The organism is Amycolatopsis sp. NPDC051373 (assembly GCF_040689465.1).
In the GTDB taxonomy this organism is placed as follows: Bacteria; Actinomycetota; Actinomycetes; order Mycobacteriales; family Pseudonocardiaceae; genus Amycolatopsis.
Window position 1 is genome coordinate 245,007 of the sequence record NZ_JBFBAE010000008.1, and the last position, 19,473, is coordinate 264,479.

Sequence of the window (19,473 nt, forward strand, 5' to 3'; positions counted from 1 at the left end):
ACGGGGGAGGGGTCAGGCGATCAGTCAGGAAGCTGCTGGCCGCGGGTTTCGGGGCAGAACGGGGCGACGACGAGGCCGAGGATGTAGATGAGCCCGACGACGGTGGCGGCCACGCCGTAACCGCCGAGCTGGGAGATGATCGCTCCCGCGGTGAGCGGGCCGAGGAAGGCGATGAAGCGCGCGGCGTTGAAGACGAACGCGGCGCCGGTCGCGCGCAGGTGCGTCGGGTAGAACTCCGGCAGCCACACCGGCATCCAGGTGTACTGGCCGAGAGTGAAGAAGCCGTTGATCACCAGCACGACCACGATCAGGCCGAGGCTGTGCGTCCACAGGAACAGCACGGGTGTGAGGACCAGTGACGCACCGAAGAACAGCAGTACCGCGGGTTTTCGGCCGAAGCGGTCGGCGATGAAGCCGAACGAGATGTACCCGGCGATGGCGCCCGCGTTGTAGATCATCCCGGCCGCACTGGCCCACGACTGCCCCGAAGCTCCGTTCTGGGCAGCGACTGAAGCGACGTACGCGGGCACCCAGGTGGAGATGCCCCACCAGCCGAGCGTGGTGACCAGTGACATGAGCGACCCGAGGATGGTCAGCTTGCGCAGCTTGGGGTCGATCATGATCTGGCGCAACGTGAGCCGCGTGAACGACTGCTCGTGTTCGGTGAGCTGCTGGCCCTTGCGTTCCTTGAGCTCCTTGCGCCGCTTGTGCGCGCTCTTCCAGTTCTCGGACTCCGGCACGGACTTGCGCAGCCACAGCGCGAACAGGGCCGGCAGAACCCCGATGAGGAACATGTAGCGCCACGAGTCCGCACCCAGCGGCGAGATGAAGAGCCAGCAGGCCGACGCGATGAAGAAGCCCAGCCCGAGACCGCACTGCATGAGCCCGGCGGCCTTGGCCCGGGCGTGGGCCGGCCAGGTCTCCGCGACCAGCGACGTACCCGTGCCCCACTCCGAACCGAGCGCGAAGCCGGTGATGAAGCGCAGGACCAGGAACGACGTCCACGACCACGACACCGCGGTGAGGCCCGTGAACGCGGCGTACAGGACCATCGACGTCAGCAGCGCCCGGCGCCGGCCGAAGTAGTCGGCGAAGACGCCGCCGAGGATGCCGCCGAAGCCCCAGCCCAGGAGCGTCACGGCGATCGTGGCACCGGTCAGGAAGGCGACCTGGCTCGCGGGCGCGCCGGGGTCGAGCCGCTTGAGCACCACCGCCGCGGTGAGGATCAGGGCGTAGGTCTCGAAGCCGTCGAACAGCCAACCGAGGTTGGCTGCGATCAGTGACCGCCACTGGGTGCGGGTCAGAGTCTTGGTCCACGAGGTGGGTTTGACGGCGACGTCGCTCATGGCCATCTCCTTTCCGGGCCGCCATGGGCCGGATCGAGATTCGAAGGGCGGGACAGGTTGTCCTCTATCGAGGACATTGAGTCCCGCATGCGGCACATTAAGCGAGCCAGTCGACGGCGGTCAAGAAACGCGTGACCAGGCAAGATCGGACTGGATCCGCAAATGCGGAACTATTCGGCGATTTTCACCGCACCTCCGGTTCGATCCGTGATCCTGAGCCCGCATTCGCGGATCAGTGCGCCATGTTGATCCACAGTGGACTCGTTCAGCTCCGAGGAGAACGCGAGCGTGCAGACGACCATCGACACGCGCCGCTGAGCGTCGAACACCGGCGCCGCCAACCCTGACTGACCGAGGTCGAACTCCCTGATGCTGACGCTGTAGCCCCGCTCACGCGTGGCCGCCAGCTCCTCACGCAGCGCCGCACGCGTGGTGATGGTTTCGGCCGTGAAGCCCTCCAGCCCGTAACGCTCCGCGAGCCGCTCGACGTTCGCCGGGTCCTCCCACGCGTAGAACGCGCGCATGATCGCGGGCGCAGAGAACGGGAAGGTGTCGCCGATGCCGACAGTGATCCGCACCCCCTTGCCGCGGTCACCCTTCGCCAGCACCGAGTAGTCGGCAGCACCGTGGCGCTGCACCGCGAAGACGATGAACCCCGTGCGCTGGCTCAGCGAATCGAGCTCCTGCTGCACGATGTCGGTCATCCAGTCCTCGGACACGCGAGCCATCGACAGCAGCCGCGGCCCCAGCGACCAGCCACCGCGGTCGCCGCGCGACGTGGTCCAGCCGGCCCGCTGCAGCGTGCCGAGGATGTTGTACGCCGTGCTGCGGTTGAGCCCGAGCTCCTCGATGAGCGCTCCGGAAGACACGGGCTCCGGCCAATCGCGGGCAATCCGCTCCAGGAGCCGCACCGCGTTCAGCACCGCCGGAACGTCGCTCATGATCCGTCACCCCTCGCCATTCTGCCTCAGCGCACGGTAGCCGAGCCCTTTCCGGACTCGCCAGGACCGTGTTAACGTCCTGTGGAGCAGACACTTAGTCCTCTATGGTGGTCATTATGAAGCTTGGATCCTCCTTTGTCGTCCCCGCGGACCACAAACGCGTTTTCGCCCATTTCCTCGACCCGGACACGATGCGGGTCGCCATCCCCGGCGCCGCGGAGCTCGTCCGTTCGGACAGCACGCACTACCGCGGCAAGCTGGTCAACGAGATCGCGCACGTGAAGTTCAGCGCCGGGTTCTCCGCCGAGATCACGGAGCTGACCGAGCCCGAGGAGGTCAAGGCCCTCCTGAAGGGCGAGGACCACAAGCTCGGCAGCTCGATCAAGATCGACGCGCGGCTCGGCGTCCAGCCCGACGGTGAGTCTTCATCCAAAGTGGAATACAGCCTCGACGTCGCGATCTGGGGCAAGATCGGGCGCATGGGCGAGTCGATCGTCCGGCGCCGCTCGCAGGAGGTGGAGCGGGAGTTCGTGTCCGCGTTCGCCGAGATCTGCGCCGCGGGCCCGCCCGGGCCGGACAACCCCGGGCTTGCGACCGTGATCGCCAAACGGGAAAGCCCGAAGAAGCGGGTCTCCGAGACGCCCGCCGGTGACGCCGCGCCCGCCAAGGAATCCTGGTGGCGCCGCCTGCTCGCGAAGCTGTTCGGCGGGAAGAAATGACCGCCTACCACTACCCCACCACGCTCGACGAGACCTGCGCGCTCCTCGACGACGGTGAGGACACGATGGTCTACGGCGGCGGCACAGCCGTGCAGATCCTGCTCAAGCAGGGTGTGCTGTTCGCCACTGACCTGGTCGACATCGGCGGCGTGACGGGCCTGGACGAGATCTCCGAGACGTCGAAGGGGCTGCGGGTCGGCCCGTTGGTCACGTTGCGGCGCATGGAAACCAGCCCGATCGTCCGCCGCGTCGCCCCGCTCGCGGCCGAGGTCTACAGCCGCGTGGCCAACCCGCGCGTGCGCAACACGGCGAGCGTCGGCGGCAACATCGCCCACGGCGATTACCGGCTCGACCCGCCGACGGCGTTGATGGTGCTCGACGCCACAGTGGAGCTCACCTCGCGGCGCGGTTCGCGCAAGGTGCCGGCGCGCGAGTTCTTCGTCGACTTCCAGCAGACCGCGCTGGAGCACGGCGAGCTCGTGTCGGCGATCGAGATCCCCAGCCAGCCCGAGTCCGCGGGCGCGCACTTCGCGAAGCTCTCCAGCCTCGCGGCCAACGACTGGCCCGCGGCTTCGGCCGCCGCGCTCGTCGTGGAGCGCTCGCGCGGCAAGCGCGACGTCCGGCTCGGCCTCGGCGCATTGAGCCACGTGCCGGTGTTCCTGCAGTTCGAAGCGTCGGCCGACACGTTCGTGGACGACGTCGTCGGCGCCGCGAAGGAAGCCGCGACACCCCTGCTCGACCCGATTCCCGACGTGCGCGGTAGTTCCGACTACAAGCGGCGCCTCGGCCTCGTGGCCGTCGAAGAAGCTATCCGCAACTCCTGGAAGGAGGGCAACGATGACCACCGTCGAGTCTCGATCTTCGGTCGCCGCCGTCGGTGAGCGCTGGGCGCGCGTCGACGGTCGGGCCAAGGTCCGCGGCGAGCTGCAATACGCGGCTGACCAGCCGGTGCGGCCGTGCCTCGATGTCGCCGTGCACCGCAGCACCCGCCCGCACGCGAAGATCACCGCCATCGACACGAGCCGCGCGCTCGCGGCCGAAGGCGTAGTCGCCGTGGTGACCGGCGCCGACCTGTATGCGGAGTTCGGCGACCGGCTCATGACCGGCCCGGCGTTCTCCGACCAGCCGTGCCTCGCCTACGGCAAGGTGCGCTACGTCGGCGAGCCGATCGCCGCGGTGATCGCCCACGGCGTCAAGCAGGCGCGCGAGGCGGCCGAGCTGATCGAGGTCTCCTACGACGAGCTCGAGCCGGTGCACGACGTCGACAAGGCCGTGCTGGGCGCGCCGTTCGTGCACGACGAGCTGCGGCCTTCGATCGTCTTCGGCGACCTGAAGCACCTGCGCGGCAAGCGCGACACGAACGTGAACTACGAGTACAACCTGCGCAAGGGCGACCCGTCGAGCGTCAGCGGCACCACGGTGTCCTACGACTTCTGGTGCCCGCCGACGCACCACGTGCCGATCGAGCTGCCGTATGCGGCCGCCTGGTGTGAGGGCGAGCGGCTGGAGCTGCTGGCCACCACTCAGACGCCGTCGTACGTGCGACAGTCGCTGGCCGACCTGCTGGACCTGCCGCTGAACCGCGTCCGCGTGCGCACCGCGCCGCTGGGCGGGAGCTTCGGCGCGAAGATGTACGACCGGCTGGAACCGCTGGTAGCGGCGCTGGCGTGGACGCAGAAGATGGCCGTGAAGATCACGGCCACCCGCGAAGAGGCGTTCCTGCTCACCACGCGCCACGGCTGCGCGGTGGCGGGCAGCATGACCGCGGACGAGAACGGCATGATCGTGGCGTCCACTTCGGACGTCCGCTACGACACCGGCGCCTACGCCGACGTCGGCCCGCGCATCACGGCCAAGTCGGGTCTGGTGGCGCCGGGGCCGTACAAGATCGAAAACGTGCGCGTGCAGTCGCGGTGCGTGTACACGAACAAGCCGTCGGCCGGCCCGTTCCGCGGGTTCGGCGTGCCGCAGGTCACGTGGGCGCACGAGTCGCTGGCCGACGAGCTCGCGCGGCAGCTCGGCGAGGACCCGGTGGAGTTCCGCCGCCGCAACATGCTGCGCGAAGGCGACATCGCGCCGGTCGGCACGCCGATGCACAGCGCCGACTTCCTCGGCAGCCTCGACGCCGTGACCGAGGCGATCGAATGGGGCACGCCGTTCGTGAAGCAGGAGGGCACGCTGGTGCGCGGCCGCGGCGTCGCGGTCGGTGTGAAGGCCGTGCTCACGCCGACGATCTCCAACGCCGTGGTGCAGCTCAACCAGGACGGTTCGGCGTCGCTGCTGATCAGCACCATCGACATGGGTCAGGGCAGCGACACGATCATGGCGCAGATCGCCGCCGAGGTGCTGTGCCTCGGCGAGGGCGACGTACGCGTGATCCAGGCCGACACCGACGTGACGCCCTACGACACGATCACCGCCGGCAGCCGCTCGACCTACCACACCGGCAACGCCGTGCGCCTGGCCGCGGAGAACATGCGCGACAAGCTCGTGGAGCTGGCGGCGGAGCGCTTCGGCGTGGCGGCGACGGACATCAAGCTCACGTCCGACGGTCTCGTCAGCGCGCAGACCCAGGAGACCGTGTCCGTGTCGGAGCTGCTGCACGGGCACTTCGGGGCGCGCGGCACGACGCTGACGGCGGAGGCCAGCTTCACCACGTCGTGGCAGCCGTACGACCACGAGAACGGCCTGTCGCCGCAGGTCACCGAGCACTGGTTCGCCGGTGCGGCCGCGGTACAGCTCACCGTGGACACGGCGACCGGGCGGATCCACATCGAGCACCTGGCCGTGGCCGGTGACGTGGGCCGTGCGATCAACCCCACGATGGTGGAGCAGCAGCTTTCCGGCGCGGCGATCATGGGCATCGGGCACGCGCTGTTCGACCAGATGGTGTTCGACGAGGGCCAGATCGTGAACGGCACGCTGCTGGACTACCAGCTGCCGTCGATCAAGGACATGCCGGACAAGCTCACGCCGATCATCATCGAGAGTCCACACCGGACGGGTCCGTTCGGCGCCAAGGGCGTCGGCGAGACCACCATCATCCCGCTCGCGCCGGCCATCGCCAACGCCGTGCGCGACGCCACCGGCGTGCGCATCACCACACTTCCCCTGACGCCCGAACGCGTCCTGACCGCGCTGGAGGAGCAGGCATGAGGGAGATCGAACTGAAGGTCAACGGCTTGCGCCGCAAGCTGGGCGTGGCCGACGACGAGCTGCTGCTCGACGTGCTGCGCCGCGAGTTCGGCACCACGAGCGTGCGCGAAGGCTGCGGTGTCGGTGCGTGTGGTGCGTGCACGGCGCTGGTCGGCGGCAAGAGCGTCTCGACGTGCCTCTCGCGGGCCGCGCGCTTCGACGGCGCCGAGATCACCACCGCCGACGGCCTGCCGGCCGACGACGAGGTGGTGGACGAGTTCGTCGCCAACCGCGCGATGCAGTGCGGCTACTGCATTCCCGGGTTCGTGATGATGGCCCACGAGCTGCTGGGCGAGAACCCGCAGCCAACCGACGAAGAGGTCGTGGAGCACCTGGAGGGCAACATCTGCCGCTGCGGCACGTACTCCGAGATCCACGCCGCGATCAAGGCCGCGGCCACGCGCCGGGCCGCCAGGAACGAAAGGGCCACCGCGTGAACGTCGAAACCCCGCAGGGCACGCTGCACGTCCACCGGACGGGAAAGTCCGGCCGGCCGCTGCTGCTCCTGCACCCGCTCGCGCTGTCCGGAGCGGTCTGGGACCCGGTGGCGCGGTTCTTATCGGCTGAGGCGCAGGTGCTGGCCCTGGACGCGCGCGGCCACGGCGAATCCACTTGGGACGGTGCCGACTTCACGGTCGACGACATGGCGGCGGACGCGGCGGCAGTGATCGCCGCCGCGGACGCCGGTCCCGCCGACGTCGTCGGCCTGTCCATGGGCGCCAGCACCGCGCTGGCCCTCGCGGCGACGCGGCCCGAGCTCGTGCACCGGCTGGTCCTGGCCGACGGCACGGCGTACTACGGCGACGACGCCGTGCCGGTCTGGGCGGAGCGAGCCGAGCGGGCGACGACGGTGCCCCGGGACAAGCAGCTCGACTTCCAGCGCGACCGGTGGTTCGCCGAGCCGTTCCTCACCGGCCACCCGGACGAGGTCGAGCGCGTCTGCGAGATCTTCCTCAAGACCGACTCCGCAGCTCACGGCGCTGCCTGTCGCGCACTCGGCGGCCTGGACGCGCGGGCCCGCCTCGGCGACGTGAAGGCCCCGACGCTCGTGGTCGTCGGCGAGGAGGACTACGCGACGCCGCCCGCGATGTCCGAGGCAGTGGCCGCGGGCATCGCTAACGCCGAGCTGCGCATCCTGGAGAAGACCCGCCACCTCAGCCTCCTGGAGCGACCGGACCTGTGGCCCTCGCTGGCCTCGTTCTTCGGCGGCACGCAGTGACGGACGAACCCCTGCTCAGCCTCCGCACGCACCTCGACGCGATCGCGGGCTACGGCGAACTGCGCGACGTGAAGGGCGCCAACTGGGACCTCGAACTGGGCGGCATCGCCGAGCTGAGCTACCGGATGGACCCACCGCCCGCGTTGCTGTTCGACGACATCAAGGGCTACGCGAGCGGCCTGCGCGTCTTGACGGGCAGCACGGGGTCACCACGCCGCCTGGGCCGCACGCTGCGCCTCGGCGAGGACCTCGACTCCGTCGGCGTGGTGGACGCCCTGCGCGGCAAGCCTTCCCAGTGGTCGGCCGCCGCGCGGGACTTCCCCGTGCTGCCGGTGTCGGACGCGCCCCTGCTGGCCAACTCCGTGGCCGGCTCCGAGGTCAACCTCCTCGACTTCCCGGTGCCGCGCTGGCACGCCGACGACGGTGGGCGGTTCATCGGCACCGGCTGCTTTGTGGTCACGTCCAACCCGGAAACCGGCGTCCACAACGGCGGCTGCTACCGCATGGAGGTCCAGGACGACGGCCGCGGCGTCACCGTCGCGATGGTGCCGGGCAAGCACGGCGACCAGAACGTGCGGGCCTGGTTCGAGAAGGAGGGCCGGGCGCCGGTCACGGTGTCGTTCGGCCACGACCCGCTGCTGCTCGTGCTCGGCGGCACCGAGGTGCCGGGCGGGGTCTCGGAGCTGGAGTACGCGGGAGCGGTGCTGGGTTCGCGGGTGCCGGTCGTGCTGGGCCCCGACACCGGCCTCCCCATCCCCGCCGGCAGCGAGATCGCCATCGAGGGCTGGCTGCGGCCGGACCACCAGCGGGACGAGGGCCCGTTCGGCGAGTGGACCGGGTACTACTCCGGCAAGCGCCGGCCGAACCTGGCCATCGACATCACGCGCATGTACTACCGCGACAACCCGATCCTGCTCGGCGCACCGCCCGGGAAACCGCCGCACGATTACTCGTACATGCGGACCGTGATGAAGTCGGCGATGATCCACGACGAGCTCGCCGCCACCGGCGTGCCGGGTGTGGTGAAGGCGTGGGCGCACGAATCGGGTGGCGGGCGGCTGTTCATCGCCGTTTCGCTGCAGCAGCGCTACCCCGGCCACGCGCGGCAGGTCGCGTACCTCGCCGCCCAGTGCCCCGCCGCGGCGTACATGAACCGCTACGTGGTCGTCGTGGACGACGACGTCGACCCCGCCGACCCCGACGAGGTCATCTGGGCCATGTCCACCCGCAGCGACCCGTCCCGCGACATCGAGGTCATGAAGCAGACGTGGGGCAGCAAGCTGGACCCGCTGTACGTGGACGGTTCTCCCGCCTACAACAGCCGCGCCATCATCGACGCCTGCCGGCCCTTCGAACGCCTGGCCACCTTCCCCAAGGTGGCCTCCAGCGACCCGGCGTTCCTGACCTCGCTGGCCGACAAGTGGCATGACGTGCTCAGTCAGAAGCCAGGAAACAACTGACGGAGGTCATCGAGAGTCGTGTCGCCGGCGGTCTGGAGGTCGTCCTCCGGGCGGTTGCGTCCGTAGAAAAGCCGGAGGACGGCTTCTCGGCCGCCGGTGAGCTGCGCTTCACCGCGGTTTTCGGCCTTGGTTCCGGTGAAGTGCAGTTCGCTCTCGGTGATCTCCAGGCGGCCGTCCGCCACGGTGACCGTGCGCGGTGCGAGCCGCTTTCGGGCGTCGGCGTCGTGGAACCGGCTGACGATGAGGTCGATCCGCTGCCACAGCAGCTCGCTCTCGCGCACCGTCGCCTCTCGGTCGAGGACCACCTCGATGTCCCAGCCGTGAAGCGCCTGCTCCGACAACCGGTATCCCGCGTACTCGCTCAGGCTCAGCGGACCGGCGAAGTACGGGATGGTGATGCTCTCGCCGACCGTGGCCAGCAGGTCGCGGTGGGTCCGGTCGGCTTCGAACCACGATTCCCGCTGCTCAGGACCCGCCATCGCGTCCCACTTCGCCCACACCGGCTTCGCGTCGTCCCCGGTCGGCGGCGTCAGATCCCCCTCCGCACCGCGGCGAACGAGCGTCGTGCAGATCTCCGCTGCGCTCCCCAGGTGCGACAGCACCTGCCCGACGCTCCACCCGCCAGGCCTGCCGAACGCGGGCAGCGCGAGCTTCTCCTCAGGCAGTTCCTGAACGATCTTCCCCAACCCCACGGACGTCGAATCGAGGGCGGCAAGCCAGTTGTTGGTCATACCCGTAGCCAACCGCCGCGGGGCCGCCGATGGTCCGACCGCACCCCACGCGTCGCTGATACCGGATATAAGCCGGGCTTGGGCCCTTCACCGCGGTCAGGCCAGGTAGCGCTTGGCCCAGGTGGCGAGGATGTCCGCGGCGAAGGCGGCATCCGCGCGGCCGGTGAGCAGGTGGTCGGCACCGTCGAGCGCGACGAACGACTTCGGGTGCCGCGCGGTGTCGAAGATGACGCGGGCGTTCTCCACGCCCACCTCGGCATCCACCGGCGAATGCAGCACCAGCAACGCCGCCTTCAACCCCCGGATCCGCTCCGCTTGCGGCTGCGCGGCGATGTCGTCCAGGAACTGCTTGCGGATGCGGAACGGCCGCCCCGCCAGCACCACTTCGGCCTCGCCCTGCCGCTCGATCTGCTCGCGACAGTCACCCAGCAGCGTCGCCACGTGCTGCGGGTCGGCGGGCGCGGCGATCGTCGCCACGGCCCGCACCTCCGGCACGGCGTGCCGCGCGGCCAGCACGGCAGCGCCACCGAGCGAGTGCCCGATCAGCAGCTTCGGCGCGGCGTACTCCTCTCGCAGGTGGTTCGCGGCCGCGACGAGGTCGGCGACGTTCGAGCTGAAGTCCGTGTTGGCGAATTCGCCCTCCGACCCGCCGAGCCCGGTGAAGTCGAACCGCAGCACGGCCACGCCGAACGCCGTGAGCCCCCGCGCGACCCGCGTCGCCGCGACCACGTCCTTGTTGCACGTGAAGCAGTGAGCGAAGAGCGCGTACGCCTTGGGCTCGCCCTCCGGCAGCTCCAGCCGCGCTGCCAGCGGCGTGCCCTGAGACCCGGGAAACTCAAACCTCGTCACGCGCACTCCTTCGGCAAGACTCCTGAAGCCGATCAGACCACGCACGGCGCCACCGGGTCGACGGCGGCCGGCCGGGAGTGTCCCCTCGTACCGGGAGAATTGACCGTCAGCCGCACTTCACGGAGGCGTCCAGCAACGCGACGTACGTGACCTTCGGGCCTTCGGCCGTGAAGTCGTACGTCCACGTCGGGTGTCCCGGCACGGCCACCGCGAAGTGCCCGGCCGGCGTCGGCTTGAGGCCCTTGGCGTCGTAGAGCCGGTGCAGATCGGCCAGCGGCGTGCCCGCGCCGGCCCCCTCCGGCGTCTTGACCTGCGGCGGAGCGACGACCGAGCGCAGCTTCTCACCGGAGAAGACGGCGCCGCCGCTCGCCGCGAGCTCGGCCGCGCGCTCCTCACGCAGCTCGGTGACGGCGACGGTGGCCGCCGCGGCTTGCGCGCTCAGCTTGGCCGCCGCGGCCGACTGAGCGGCTGACTTCGCGTAGTCAGCCGCCGAACCGCGCAACCCCGGATCCAGCACGTGCGCGTCGGCGTCCTGGGCCTTGTGGTTCAGGTCGTCGGCCTTGGCGACGGCCCGCTGCTCGGCCTCGAGCGCACCCGGCTCGGGCGCCGGCCCGCCCGCGAACGAGTACGACTCGCAGCCGTCGAAGCCCGACATCGGCTGGGCCGCGAGCATGGTGCCCGTGGCCGCCTTGGTGACGCCCGGCGCGAGGCCGCGCAAGCCGTCGGGTCCCAGCGCCTCAGGCCCGGGCGCGCTCGCCTGCGGCCCGGAGCTGCAGGCCGCCAGCGCCACGAGCAACGCAGCACCGATCACGACAATCTGCATGAATATTTCCCCCTCTTTCCGGATCGGAAAACTACCCGAACCGGATCAAGGAGGCACGCGTGTTTCAGGCGAACACGTGCTCCGCCACCGCGTCGAGCTGGCGCGCCGCCGAGCCGAGCAGCTGGCGGCGAGCGCGGGCGTGCTTGAGGTGGACGTGCGCCGGGTGTTCCCAGGTGAAGCCGATGCCACCGTGGGCCTGCAGCGCATCACGGGTCGCGGCGTCGGCGGCGTCGCTCGCGGCGACCACGGCGGTGCGCGCCGCCGGCAGGGCCTCGACACCGGCGTCCACGGTGGAAGCGGCCCACTCGACCAGCAACCGCGCCGCGTCGAGCTGCACGAACCGGTCGGCGAGCAGGTGCTTGAGCGCCTGGAACGACCCGATCGCCCGCCCGAACTGCCGCCGTTGCTTCGCGTACTCCACCGCTCCGTCGAGCGCCCGCTGCCCCGTTCCGACCAGCTCCGCCGCGAGCACCGTCAGTACCCGAGCCGACACCTCAGCCGAAGGCAGCTCGACAACCGGTACCGAAGAAAACGAAACCACCGCGGCCGGCTCGATCACGTCGAACGCTCCCACCGACTCCCGCCGCACCCCGGCCGCCGTCAGGTCGATCCGCACGAACCGACCCTCGACCGCCGCCACGAGCACGTCCGCGTCGAGCCCGAACGGCACCACGCGCAGCACGCCGTCCACAGTGGACCCGATCAGCCGCAACGGCGAACGATGCCCGGGAAACACCGGGAACGTCTCCCAGGCCGCCACCGCCACGGCCGAACCATCCACAAGGTTGTCCACATTGTGCACAGAGCTCAGCACGGCCACCGCGGAAACCGCCGCGGCGAACGGGATCCGCGGCAACGCGGCCCCGACTTCTTCGGCCACCACACACAGTTCCCGCAAACCACCACCGGACCCGCCGCGTTCCTCGGGCACGCCCAACCCGAGCAGTCCGGCGTCGGCGAAGGTCTTCCACAGGGCTCCGTCGAGGCCCGCGCCCGCGGCTTCCCACGCGGGCGGCAGCGGCGCCGTGCGCGCGGCGTCGGCCAGCATCCGCCGCACCGACCCGGCGAGCTCGCGCTGTTCGTCCGTCGTCGCGTAACCCATCACGCCTCCTCGAAGATCCAGGCCCGCACCGAAGCATTGACTATCGGGTCTATCTACGCAACTGTTGAGGTCAGGACAGAGTTGTCACCCAGACAGGAGGGCGCGTGGGAAGTTTCCGCGAGCAGGTCCGCGAGTTCGTCGCCGCCCTCGTGCCGCCCGGCTGGCGCGGCATCGGCGGCCTCGAAGGCGACGCCTACGCCGAGTTCCGCACCCGGGCCCGCGCGGCGCTGGCGGAGCGGGGCTGGGTCGCGCCCGCGTGGCCCGTCGAGTACGGCGGCGCCGGCCTCAGCCCGGCCGAACTCGTGGTGCTGGTGGAAGAACTGTCCACAGCCGGGATCCCGTTCGGCTCCGACAACGACGCGTTCGGCATCGGCATGCTCGGCAACACCATGCTCCGCTGGGCCAAACCGGAGCTGTGCATGAGATTCCTGCCGCGCATCGTCTCCGGTCAGTACGTGTTCGCCCAGGGCTTCTCCGAGCCAGGCGCCGGGTCCGACCTCGCGTCGCTCGCCCTGCGCGCCGATCCCGACGGCGACCGGTGGCGGCTCAACGGCCAGAAACTCTGGTCCTCGGGCGCGCACCTGGCCAACTGGATGTTCGTGCTCGCCCGCACCAACCGCGAAGCCGCGCCGCACAAGGGGATCAGCATGCTGCTGGTCCCGCTTGATCAGCCCGGCGTGGAAATCCGGCCGATCCGCAACATCACCGGCGGCACCGACTTCAACGAGGTCTTTTTCACCGACGCCACCACCGACCGCGAACTCGTGGTGGGTGACGTCGACCGCGGCTGGGCCGTCGCGATGACCTTGCTCGGCTTCGAGCGCGGCGAAACCGCGCTGCACGCCCCGATCCGCTTCCGCGCCGAGCTCGACCGGCTGATCGGCCTGGTCCGCGAGCGTGGCCTGGACACCGATCCGGACATCCGCCGCCGCGTCGCGTGGTGCCACGTGCAGGTGGAACAGCTGCGCTGCCACGGCCTCCGTACAGCCGCGCAACTGATCGACGGCGAGGAGCCCGGGCCGCGCGCAGCGGCCTTCAAGCTGCTGTGGAGCGCGTACCATCGGGTGGTCACGGAGCTCGCGCTCGACGTGCTGGGTCTCGACGCGCTCACGCCATCGGGGCGGCCGTCGCCGAACTGGTACCACACCGACGATCCCGGCGCGCCGAACTCGACCGCGTCGTGGACCAGCGTCTACCTCAACTCCCGCGCCGGCACGATCTACGCCGGCTCGTCGCAGATCCAGCGGGGCATCGTCGGCGACCTGCTGCTCGGGCTGCCCAAGGAACCCAAGCCCGCGCGCTGAACCCGCGGTCTGCCCAGGAGGAGCGATGGCCATTCGCAGCACCTACCCCGACGTCGTCATCCCCGACGGATCTCTGACCGGCCTGCTGCTGGGCTCGCTCACTCCCGAGGAGGCCGCGCACCCGGCGGTCATCGACGCCGGCTCGGGCAGGCGCCTGACCTACGGCGAGCTCGCCACGGCCGTCGAGCGCCTGGCCGCCGCGCTGGCCGTACGCGGCATCGGCCGGGGCGACGTCGCTGTGCTCGCCGCGCCGAACTGCGCCGAGTACCCAGTCGTGTTCCACGGCGTGCTGCGCTCGGGCGCTGCGGTGTCGCCCGCCAACCCGCTCAACACTCCCGCCGAGCTGGCGCACCAGCTGCGTGACGCGGGCGCGCGGATCCTGTTCACCACCTCCGCAGGGCTCGGCACCGCGCGCGCCGCCGTGAAAGAGGAAGGCGTACGCGTCGAAGAGATCGTGGTGCTCGACGCGGCCGACGGCGTGACGTCGCTCGACGACCTGCTCGCCGGCACCGCCGCCGCGCCGCCGGAACCCAAGGCCGAGGACCTCGCCGTGCTGCCGTACTCCTCGGGCACCACCGGCTTGCCGAAGGGCGTGCTGCTGACGCACCGGAACGTCGTCGCGAACCTCAGCCAGATGCAACCGCTGACGGAGCTGCGCCGGGGCAAGCGTTCGATCGCCGTGCTGCCGCTGTTCCACATCTACGGCATGAACGGGATCATGAACATCAGCCTGCTCAACCGGGCGACCGTGGTGACCATGCCGAGGTTCGACCTCAAGGGCTTCCTCGCCGCCGTGGCCGAGCACCGCGTGGACCACCTGTTCATCGCGCCGCCGATCGCGCTGGCGCTGGCGAAGGTCCCGTTCGTCACCGACTACGACCTCGGCTGCGTCGACGTGGTGATGAGCGCCGCCGCGCCGCTCGACGCCGGCATCGCCCAGGAGCTGGCCGCGCGGCTGAACGTCACGGTCCTGCAGGGCTACGGCCTCACCGAGACCAGCCCGTGCACGCACGGCATCCCGGCCGACCGGCCCGACGTCGATCGCGGGTCGATCGGGGTGCTGATGCCGAGCGTCGAGGCTCGCGTGGTCGACCCCGTGACCGGCCAAGACGCCGAGCGCGGCGAGCTGTGGGTGCGCGGCCCGAACGTGATGCGCGGCTACCTCAACAACGCCGCCGCCACCGCCGCGACCATCGACAGCGACGGCTACCTGCACACCGGCGACATCGTGACCGTCGACGACCGCGGCGTGTTCCACGTGGTCGACCGGCTCAAGGAACTGATCAAGTACAAGGGTTTCCAGGTCCCGCCGGCCGAGCTGGAGGCGCTGCTGCTGACGCACCCGGGCATCGCCGACGCGGCCGTGATCGGCGTGCCCGACGACGAGGCGGGCGAGGTGCCCAAGGCGTTCGTCGTGCGCCGGTCACCCGAGCTGGACGAGGCCGCGGTGCAGGCGTTCGTGGCCGAGCGGGTGGCGCCGTACAAAAAGGTGCGGCAGGTGGAGTTCGTGGACGCGATCCCGAAGTCCGCCGCGGGCAAGATCCTTCGGAAGGTGCTGCGGCAGCGGGAGCTCGCTTACAGCTGAGCCCGCAGTCGGTCGCCGAACTCCATGATCTCGACGGCGGAGTCGTGGAACAGCCGCGCCTGCGCGTGCCACGCGTCGGTGGACTCGGCCCAGGCCCGGCGCGTGTCGTGGAGCTGTTCCATGAACCCCTGGTCGAGGCGCGTGAATCCCCTGCGGTTGCGCGTAAGGCCCGCATGGCCTCGGGTTCCTAGCCGTACACGTCGGTGTACAGATCGTCGATGCCCTGCATGGTGCCCTTGATCCGCACGAGGTCATCGAACGCGAAATCGGGCACGGGCACGCCCCACAGCTCGTTGGCCCCGCGAAGCAGCGGTGGCCAGCGGCGCGCGCGCTGCGAGACCGCGCCGATGCCGACGGTGCAGAGGACGAGCACGACGATCGGCACCCACAGCGGGAACGGTGTCTTCGGGCTGCCGATGCCGAAGACCAGCGTGATCATCGCGACGGTGGCGATGGGCCACAGTGGACGATCTCGGTGGCGGATCCGGCGGTAGCGGAGGTCTTGTTCGATCGCGAGGCGCTGCCTCGCGTCATCGTCGGGGAAGTCGAGCTCGATCGCGGTCTTCGGCGAACGGGAAGAACCGTCCTTCGCGGGGCGCGCCGTCGCTCACGGTTCGCAGCCTAGGTCGATCCTGCCGGGACCGGCCCCCTAGCGATGTGGAGGATCCTCCGCTATCGTAGTAAGTATTCAGTTACTTACTTGAGGCTGGCCATGTCACGCACACTGCTCATCACTGGAACCTCCCGTGGCCTCGGTCGCGCGCTCGCGGTCGCGGCGCTCGAGGCCGGCCACGGGTCGTGGCCACGGCACGCCGCTGCGACGCGGTCGCGGACCTCGTGTCGGCGTACCCCGAATCGGCGCGGGCCATGGCCCTGGACGTGCGGGATCCGGAGGCCGCCGCGGACGCCGTGCAGGCCGCGGTGGACGAGTTCGGCCGGCTCGACGGCGTGATCAACAACGCCGGCTACGCCAACGTCTCCAGCCTCGAGGACACCCCGCTCGCCGACTTCCGCGACCAGGTCGAGACGAACCTCTGGGGCGCGGTCCACGTCAGCCGCGCGGCGCTGCCGGTGTTCCGGAAACAGGGCGCGGGGCACGTCGTGCAGATCTCGTCGGTGAGCGGGCGGCTGGCACCGGCGGCGGGGCTCGGGCCCTACGTCACGGCGAAGTTCGCTCTGGAGGGGTTCTCCGAGGCGCTGGCCCTGGAGACGGCCGGGTTCGGCGTGCGCGTGACGGTGGTCGAGGCGGGGTCGATGGCGACGTCGCTGTACTCGTCGATGGACGCGCCCGAGCCGAGCCCCGCGTACGCGTCCGTGCTGGCGCCGATGCGCACGGCCCACGCCACCGGGCAGGCCCCGGGCGTCGACCCGGTGCGGGCGGCGGCGATGATCCTGAGCGTGTTCGAGCTGACCGACCCGCCGTTGTGGCTGCCGCTTTCAGGCGAGGCCGTGGACTTCATCCGGCCCGCGGAGCAGCGCAAACTCGCGGAGCTGGACCGTTGGGAGGAGCCGAGCCGCTCGGTGGACGCCCATGACTGAGGTTCCGGCCCGAGACGCCGCCGCCACTCGCCGCCGCATCCTCGACGCGGCCATCGAGGAGTTCTCCGACGCCGGGCTCGCGGGCGGGCGCGTCGGCCGCATCGCCGAACGGGCGCGCGCGAACCAGCGCATGATCTACGCGTACTTCGGCAGCAAGGACGGGCTGTTCGAGGCCGTGCTGACGGAGAAGGTGCTGCAGGCGCAGGCCGCGGTGACGTTCGACGCCGAGGACCTGCCGGGGTACGCGTGCCAGGTGTTCGACTTCTACCGCGCCCACCCGCGGATGGTGCGGCTGAACCTGTGGCAGGCGCTCGAACGGCCGGACCTGCTGCCGTCGCTGGCCCCCGTCTCGCGCGCGATGGCCGACAAGGTGGCGGGCATCGCGGCGGCGCAGGCCTCGGGGGCGGTGTCGTCGGCGTTGCCGGCCGCTGCGCTGCTCGATCTGATCCTCGCGTTGACATACGGCAACATCGCGCAGGCCGGGAACGCCGCGTTGTGGACGGATTCGCAGCGGACGGCCTTGGCCACGGCGGTTTCGCGGCTGGTTGCGCGGTGAGCCGGAATTGTCGGTGCCGGGTGAGACCGTGGGCGGATGGAGATTCCTCAGCACTTCTCGCCCGTGGCCGAAAGCACGCGAGAGGCCATCCCCAGGCTCGCCAGTGAGCGCGACACGCTGGTCGCGTTCCTCGACTGGCACCGCGAGACGTTCGCGGTGAAGTGCGCGGGCCTCGGGCAGGACGCCCTATCGACCAAGGCCGTGTCCCCGTCGGGCCTTTCCCTGCACGGCATCCTGCGCCACCTCGCGGGTGTCGAACGCTGGTGGTTCCAACAACAATTCGCCGGCGCCGACGTGCCCCTCCTCCACTACTCCGACGACGACCCCAACCAAGACTTCGACTCTCTCGACGGCGACGTCACCGAGGCAATGGCCTTGTGGCGCACGGAGTGCGCGCGCTCGCGGGAGATCGTCGCGGCGGCTTCCTCGCTGGAGGACCGGGGAACGTCGCTGGTGACCGGTGAGCCGTTCACGTTGCGGTGGTTGCTGGTGCACCAGATCGCGGAGTACGCGCGGCACAACGGCCACGCCGATCTGCTGCGCGAATCCCTCGACGGCACGGTGGGCCACTGACCCGATGCGAGGCTCCGCACAGAAGCGCGGTGGCGGCGAGTCCTGCGTGCGATGCTGGGCGGCATGAGCGTCGATCCTGATTCCGGGTTGTTGTCGCCTGTGCGGGCGGGGACGCCGGTCGAGGCGGTGACCGGGGACAACGCGGTGGTGGGGGCGATGCTGGCGGCCGAGGCGGCGCTGGCGAGGGCGCAGGCGCGGCTGGGGACCGTGCCGGCCGGGGCCGCGGAGGCGATCACCGCGAAGGCCGCCGAGGTGGCGCGGGAGATCGACGTGGTGGCGCTGGCGAAGACGGCGCGTGCGACGGCGAACCCCGTTGTCGGGCTGGTCAAGGAGCTGACGACAGCGGTGGGCGCCGAGCACGCCGACTACGTGCACCGCGGGTCGACGAGTCAGGACATCGTCGACACGGCGTTGATGATCGTCGCGAGGAACACGCTGGAGCTGCTGCGAGACGACCTGGCGACAACCGCGTCGGCGCTTGCGGACCTGGCTCGCGCGCACCGCGACACCGTGATGCCCGGCCGGACGCTGACGGCCCACGCCGTACCGACGACGTTCGGGCTCAAGGCCGCGGGCTGGCGGCAGTACGTGCTCGACGCGGCCGAGCGGGTGCGCCGCCTCGAGCTGCCCGTGTCGCTGGGCGGCGCGGCCGGGACGCTGGCGGCGTACGTCGAGTACGGCGACGGCACCGAGGACTACGCGGAGCGGCTCGTCGAGGCGTTCGCCGAGGAAACCGGCCTGGCCACCACGCCGTTGCCCTGGCACGCGAACCGCACGCCCGTCGCGGATCTCGTGGCCGCGCTGGCCCAAACGGCCACGGCGCTGGGCAAGTTCGCGGTCGACGTCCAGGTGCTCACGCGCACCGAGATCGGCGAGGTCGCGGAGCCCACGGGCGGTGGCTCGTCGGCGATGCCGCACAAGCGCAACCCCGTGCTGTCGGCCCTGATCCGCTCGGCGGCGCTGCAGGTGCCAGTGCTGGCAGCGGGCGTGACGCAGTCCGGGCTAGCCGAGGACGAGCGGTCCGCCGGCGGGTGGCAGGCCGAGTGGCAGCTGCTGCGCGAGTGCCTGCGTCTCACGGGCGGGGCGGCGCACACGGCCGTCGAGCTGGCGCGCGGCCTGGCCGTGGACGCGGAGCGGATGCGGGAGAACGTCGGTCTCACGCACGGGCTGATCGTGTCGGAACGGCTGTCGGCCGCGCTGGCGCCGTTGCTCGGCAAGGCGCGGGCGAAGGACGTGCTCGGCGAAGCGTCGAAGCGGGCGGTAAGCGAGAATCGGCCGCTGCGGGACGTCCTCGCCGAGATCTCCCAGGTCACCGACGTCCTGGACCCGGCGAAGCTCGACGACCTCCTCGACCCCGCCCAGTACACCGGCGCGGCCGGGAAGCTGGTCGACCGCGCCCTCGACGGTGACGGTGACGGTGACGGAAAGTAGTCGCGACTTCTGCTGAACCGCTCCGCCCGCCCGCCCGTGTAGGAGGGTGGGAAGCGTTCCTCACGGAACGCGGGGGGTACCGGCAGCTGCGCCTGGCGCG

The 19,473-nt window shown here is 70.6% G+C and carries 19 protein-coding genes and 1 pseudogene; 12 read left to right on the top strand and 8 right to left on the bottom strand.

Annotation, left to right across the window (positions count from 1 at the left end; all coding sequences use genetic code 11):
- Positions 1 to 20 precede the first annotated feature (20 nt).
- Together AB0383_RS17300 and AB0383_RS17305 are read right to left on the bottom strand one after the other, a co-directional pair.
- Positions 21 to 1,346, bottom strand: a complete 1,326-nt coding sequence (locus AB0383_RS17300) for an MFS transporter (protein WP_364171840.1) — start codon at positions 1,344 to 1,346, stop codon at positions 21 to 23.
- 170 nt (positions 1,347 to 1,516) lie between these two features.
- Positions 1,517 to 2,287: an IclR family transcriptional regulator gene (locus tag AB0383_RS17305; RefSeq protein ID WP_364171842.1), complete on the bottom strand. Its 771-nt coding sequence runs from the start codon at positions 2,285 to 2,287 to the stop codon at positions 1,517 to 1,519.
- A gap of 116 nt (positions 2,288 to 2,403) precedes the next feature.
- On the opposite strand from AB0383_RS17305, the gene AB0383_RS17310 reads away from it, so the two are divergent.
- The 6 genes from AB0383_RS17310 to AB0383_RS17335 are packed head-to-tail and all read left to right on the top strand — an operon-like array spanning position 2,404 to position 8,880.
- On the top strand, positions 2,404 to 3,006 hold the full coding sequence (locus AB0383_RS17310) for an SRPBCC domain-containing protein (protein WP_366187835.1): 603 nt from the start codon (positions 2,404 to 2,406) through the stop codon (positions 3,004 to 3,006).
- Positions 3,003 to 3,887 (top strand): FAD binding domain-containing protein, encoded by an 885-nt coding sequence (locus AB0383_RS17315; protein ID WP_366187836.1) that lies wholly within the window; start codon positions 3,003 to 3,005, stop codon positions 3,885 to 3,887. Before AB0383_RS17310 ends, AB0383_RS17315 begins: the two co-directional genes overlap by 4 nt.
- The gene (locus AB0383_RS17320; RefSeq protein ID WP_366187837.1) at positions 3,844 to 6,162 is read left to right on the top strand and encodes a xanthine dehydrogenase family protein molybdopterin-binding subunit; all 2,319 of its coding nucleotides are present in this window, start codon (positions 3,844 to 3,846) and stop codon (positions 6,160 to 6,162) included. Before AB0383_RS17315 ends, AB0383_RS17320 begins: the two co-directional genes overlap by 44 nt.
- The gene (locus tag AB0383_RS17325) at positions 6,159 to 6,638 is read left to right on the top strand and encodes a (2Fe-2S)-binding protein (RefSeq protein ID WP_364044427.1); all 480 of its coding nucleotides are present in this window, start codon (positions 6,159 to 6,161) and stop codon (positions 6,636 to 6,638) included. The genes AB0383_RS17320 and AB0383_RS17325 overlap by 4 nt, the downstream gene beginning before the upstream one ends.
- Positions 6,635 to 7,420: an alpha/beta fold hydrolase gene (locus AB0383_RS17330; RefSeq protein WP_366187838.1), complete on the top strand. Its 786-nt coding sequence runs from the start codon at positions 6,635 to 6,637 to the stop codon at positions 7,418 to 7,420. The genes AB0383_RS17325 and AB0383_RS17330 overlap by 4 nt, the downstream gene beginning before the upstream one ends.
- The gene (locus AB0383_RS17335; RefSeq protein WP_366187839.1) at positions 7,417 to 8,880 is read left to right on the top strand and encodes a UbiD family decarboxylase; all 1,464 of its coding nucleotides are present in this window, start codon (positions 7,417 to 7,419) and stop codon (positions 8,878 to 8,880) included. Before AB0383_RS17330 ends, AB0383_RS17335 begins: the two co-directional genes overlap by 4 nt.
- Here AB0383_RS17335 and AB0383_RS17340 read toward each other — a convergent pair.
- The 4 genes from AB0383_RS17340 to AB0383_RS17355 all read right to left on the bottom strand — a co-directional run bounded on the left by AB0383_RS17340 (position 8,859) and on the right by AB0383_RS17355 (position 12,385).
- Entirely contained in the window at positions 8,859 to 9,611 is a 753-nt protein-coding gene (locus AB0383_RS17340; RefSeq protein ID WP_366187840.1) for a maleylpyruvate isomerase N-terminal domain-containing protein, read from the bottom strand. The two genes, AB0383_RS17335 and AB0383_RS17340, sit on opposite strands and share 22 nt — an antisense overlap.
- Before the next feature lie 96 nt (positions 9,612 to 9,707).
- Positions 9,708 to 10,460, bottom strand: a complete 753-nt coding sequence (locus AB0383_RS17345) for an alpha/beta fold hydrolase (RefSeq protein WP_366187841.1) — start codon at positions 10,458 to 10,460, stop codon at positions 9,708 to 9,710.
- A 106-nt stretch (positions 10,461 to 10,566) separates the two neighbouring features.
- A complete protein-coding gene (locus AB0383_RS17350) occupies positions 10,567 to 11,283 on the bottom strand; it encodes a hypothetical protein (protein ID WP_366187842.1) in 717 nt (238 codons plus the stop codon).
- Positions 11,284 to 11,347: 64 nt separating this feature from the next.
- On the bottom strand, positions 11,348 to 12,385 hold the full coding sequence (locus AB0383_RS17355) for an acyl-CoA dehydrogenase family protein (RefSeq protein ID WP_366187843.1): 1,038 nt from the start codon (positions 12,383 to 12,385) through the stop codon (positions 11,348 to 11,350).
- Positions 12,386 to 12,489: 104 nt separating this feature from the next.
- Here AB0383_RS17355 and AB0383_RS17360 point away from each other — a divergent pair, with 104 nt between their 5' ends.
- Both AB0383_RS17360 and AB0383_RS17365 read left to right on the top strand, forming a co-directional pair.
- Complete coding sequence (locus AB0383_RS17360) at positions 12,490 to 13,689, top strand: acyl-CoA dehydrogenase family protein (protein ID WP_366187844.1); 1,200 nt, start codon at positions 12,490 to 12,492, stop codon at positions 13,687 to 13,689.
- A 25-nt stretch (positions 13,690 to 13,714) separates the two neighbouring features.
- Positions 13,715 to 15,274 carry an AMP-binding protein gene (locus AB0383_RS17365; protein ID WP_366187845.1) on the top strand — a complete coding sequence of 520 codons (1,560 nt, stop codon included), beginning with the start codon at positions 13,715 to 13,717 and terminating at the stop codon, positions 15,272 to 15,274.
- Here AB0383_RS17365 and AB0383_RS17370 read toward each other — a convergent pair.
- Entirely contained in the window at positions 15,265 to 15,396 is a 132-nt protein-coding gene (locus AB0383_RS17370; RefSeq protein WP_366187846.1) for a hypothetical protein, read from the bottom strand. The genes AB0383_RS17365 and AB0383_RS17370 overlap by 10 nt on opposite strands.
- A gap of 65 nt (positions 15,397 to 15,461) precedes the next feature.
- On the bottom strand, positions 15,462 to 15,713 hold the full coding sequence (locus AB0383_RS17375) for a hypothetical protein (protein ID WP_366187847.1): 252 nt from the start codon (positions 15,711 to 15,713) through the stop codon (positions 15,462 to 15,464).
- Between the two features lie 356 nt (positions 15,714 to 16,069).
- Here AB0383_RS17375 and AB0383_RS17380 point away from each other — a divergent pair.
- The 4 genes and pseudogenes from AB0383_RS17380 to pcaB all read left to right on the top strand — a co-directional run.
- Positions 16,070 to 16,813: pseudogene (locus tag AB0383_RS17380) on the top strand (SDR family NAD(P)-dependent oxidoreductase); the annotation flags it as partial.
- Positions 16,806 to 17,369, top strand: a complete 564-nt coding sequence (locus AB0383_RS17385; protein ID WP_364171865.1) for a TetR family transcriptional regulator — start codon at positions 16,806 to 16,808, stop codon at positions 17,367 to 17,369. The pseudogene AB0383_RS17380 and the gene AB0383_RS17385, both read left to right, overlap by 8 nt.
- A gap of 36 nt (positions 17,370 to 17,405) precedes the next feature.
- Positions 17,406 to 17,942 carry a DinB family protein gene (locus AB0383_RS17390; protein ID WP_364171867.1) on the top strand — a complete coding sequence of 179 codons (537 nt, stop codon included), beginning with the start codon at positions 17,406 to 17,408 and terminating at the stop codon, positions 17,940 to 17,942.
- Positions 17,943 to 18,005: 63 nt separating this feature from the next.
- A complete protein-coding gene (pcaB, locus tag AB0383_RS17395; protein ID WP_366187848.1) occupies positions 18,006 to 19,373 on the top strand; it encodes a 3-carboxy-cis,cis-muconate cycloisomerase in 1,368 nt (455 codons plus the stop codon).
- Positions 19,374 to 19,473: the final 100 nt, after the last annotated feature.

Coding starts and splice junctions, on each gene's coding strand:
- AB0383_RS17385 (WP_364171865.1), top strand. CDS start 16,806: ATGACTGAGGTTCCGGCCCGAGACGCCGCCGCCACTCGCCGCCGCATC.
- pcaB (WP_366187848.1), top strand. CDS start 18,006: ATGAGCGTCGATCCTGATTCCGGGTTGTTGTCGCCTGTGCGGGCGGGG.
- AB0383_RS17305 (WP_364171842.1), bottom strand. CDS start 2,287: ATGAGCGACGTTCCGGCGGTGCTGAACGCGGTGCGGCTCCTGGAGCGG.
- AB0383_RS17355 (WP_366187843.1), bottom strand. CDS start 12,385: ATGGGTTACGCGACGACGGACGAACAGCGCGAGCTCGCCGGGTCGGTG.
- AB0383_RS17375 (WP_366187847.1), bottom strand. CDS start 15,713: ATGATCACGCTGGTCTTCGGCATCGGCAGCCCGAAGACACCGTTCCCG.
- AB0383_RS17365 (WP_366187845.1), top strand. CDS start 13,715: ATGGCCATTCGCAGCACCTACCCCGACGTCGTCATCCCCGACGGATCT.
- AB0383_RS17315 (WP_366187836.1), top strand. CDS start 3,003: ATGACCGCCTACCACTACCCCACCACGCTCGACGAGACCTGCGCGCTC.
- AB0383_RS17340 (WP_366187840.1), bottom strand. CDS start 9,611: ATGACCAACAACTGGCTTGCCGCCCTCGATTCGACGTCCGTGGGGTTG.
- AB0383_RS17390 (WP_364171867.1), top strand. CDS start 17,406: ATGGAGATTCCTCAGCACTTCTCGCCCGTGGCCGAAAGCACGCGAGAG.
- AB0383_RS17325 (WP_364044427.1), top strand. CDS start 6,159: ATGAGGGAGATCGAACTGAAGGTCAACGGCTTGCGCCGCAAGCTGGGC.
- AB0383_RS17300 (WP_364171840.1), bottom strand. CDS start 1,346: ATGAGCGACGTCGCCGTCAAACCCACCTCGTGGACCAAGACTCTGACC.
- AB0383_RS17310 (WP_366187835.1), top strand. CDS start 2,404: ATGAAGCTTGGATCCTCCTTTGTCGTCCCCGCGGACCACAAACGCGTT.
- AB0383_RS17320 (WP_366187837.1), top strand. CDS start 3,844: ATGACCACCGTCGAGTCTCGATCTTCGGTCGCCGCCGTCGGTGAGCGC.
- AB0383_RS17370 (WP_366187846.1), bottom strand. CDS start 15,396: ATGGAACAGCTCCACGACACGCGCCGGGCCTGGGCCGAGTCCACCGAC.
- AB0383_RS17350 (WP_366187842.1), bottom strand. CDS start 11,283: ATGCAGATTGTCGTGATCGGTGCTGCGTTGCTCGTGGCGCTGGCGGCC.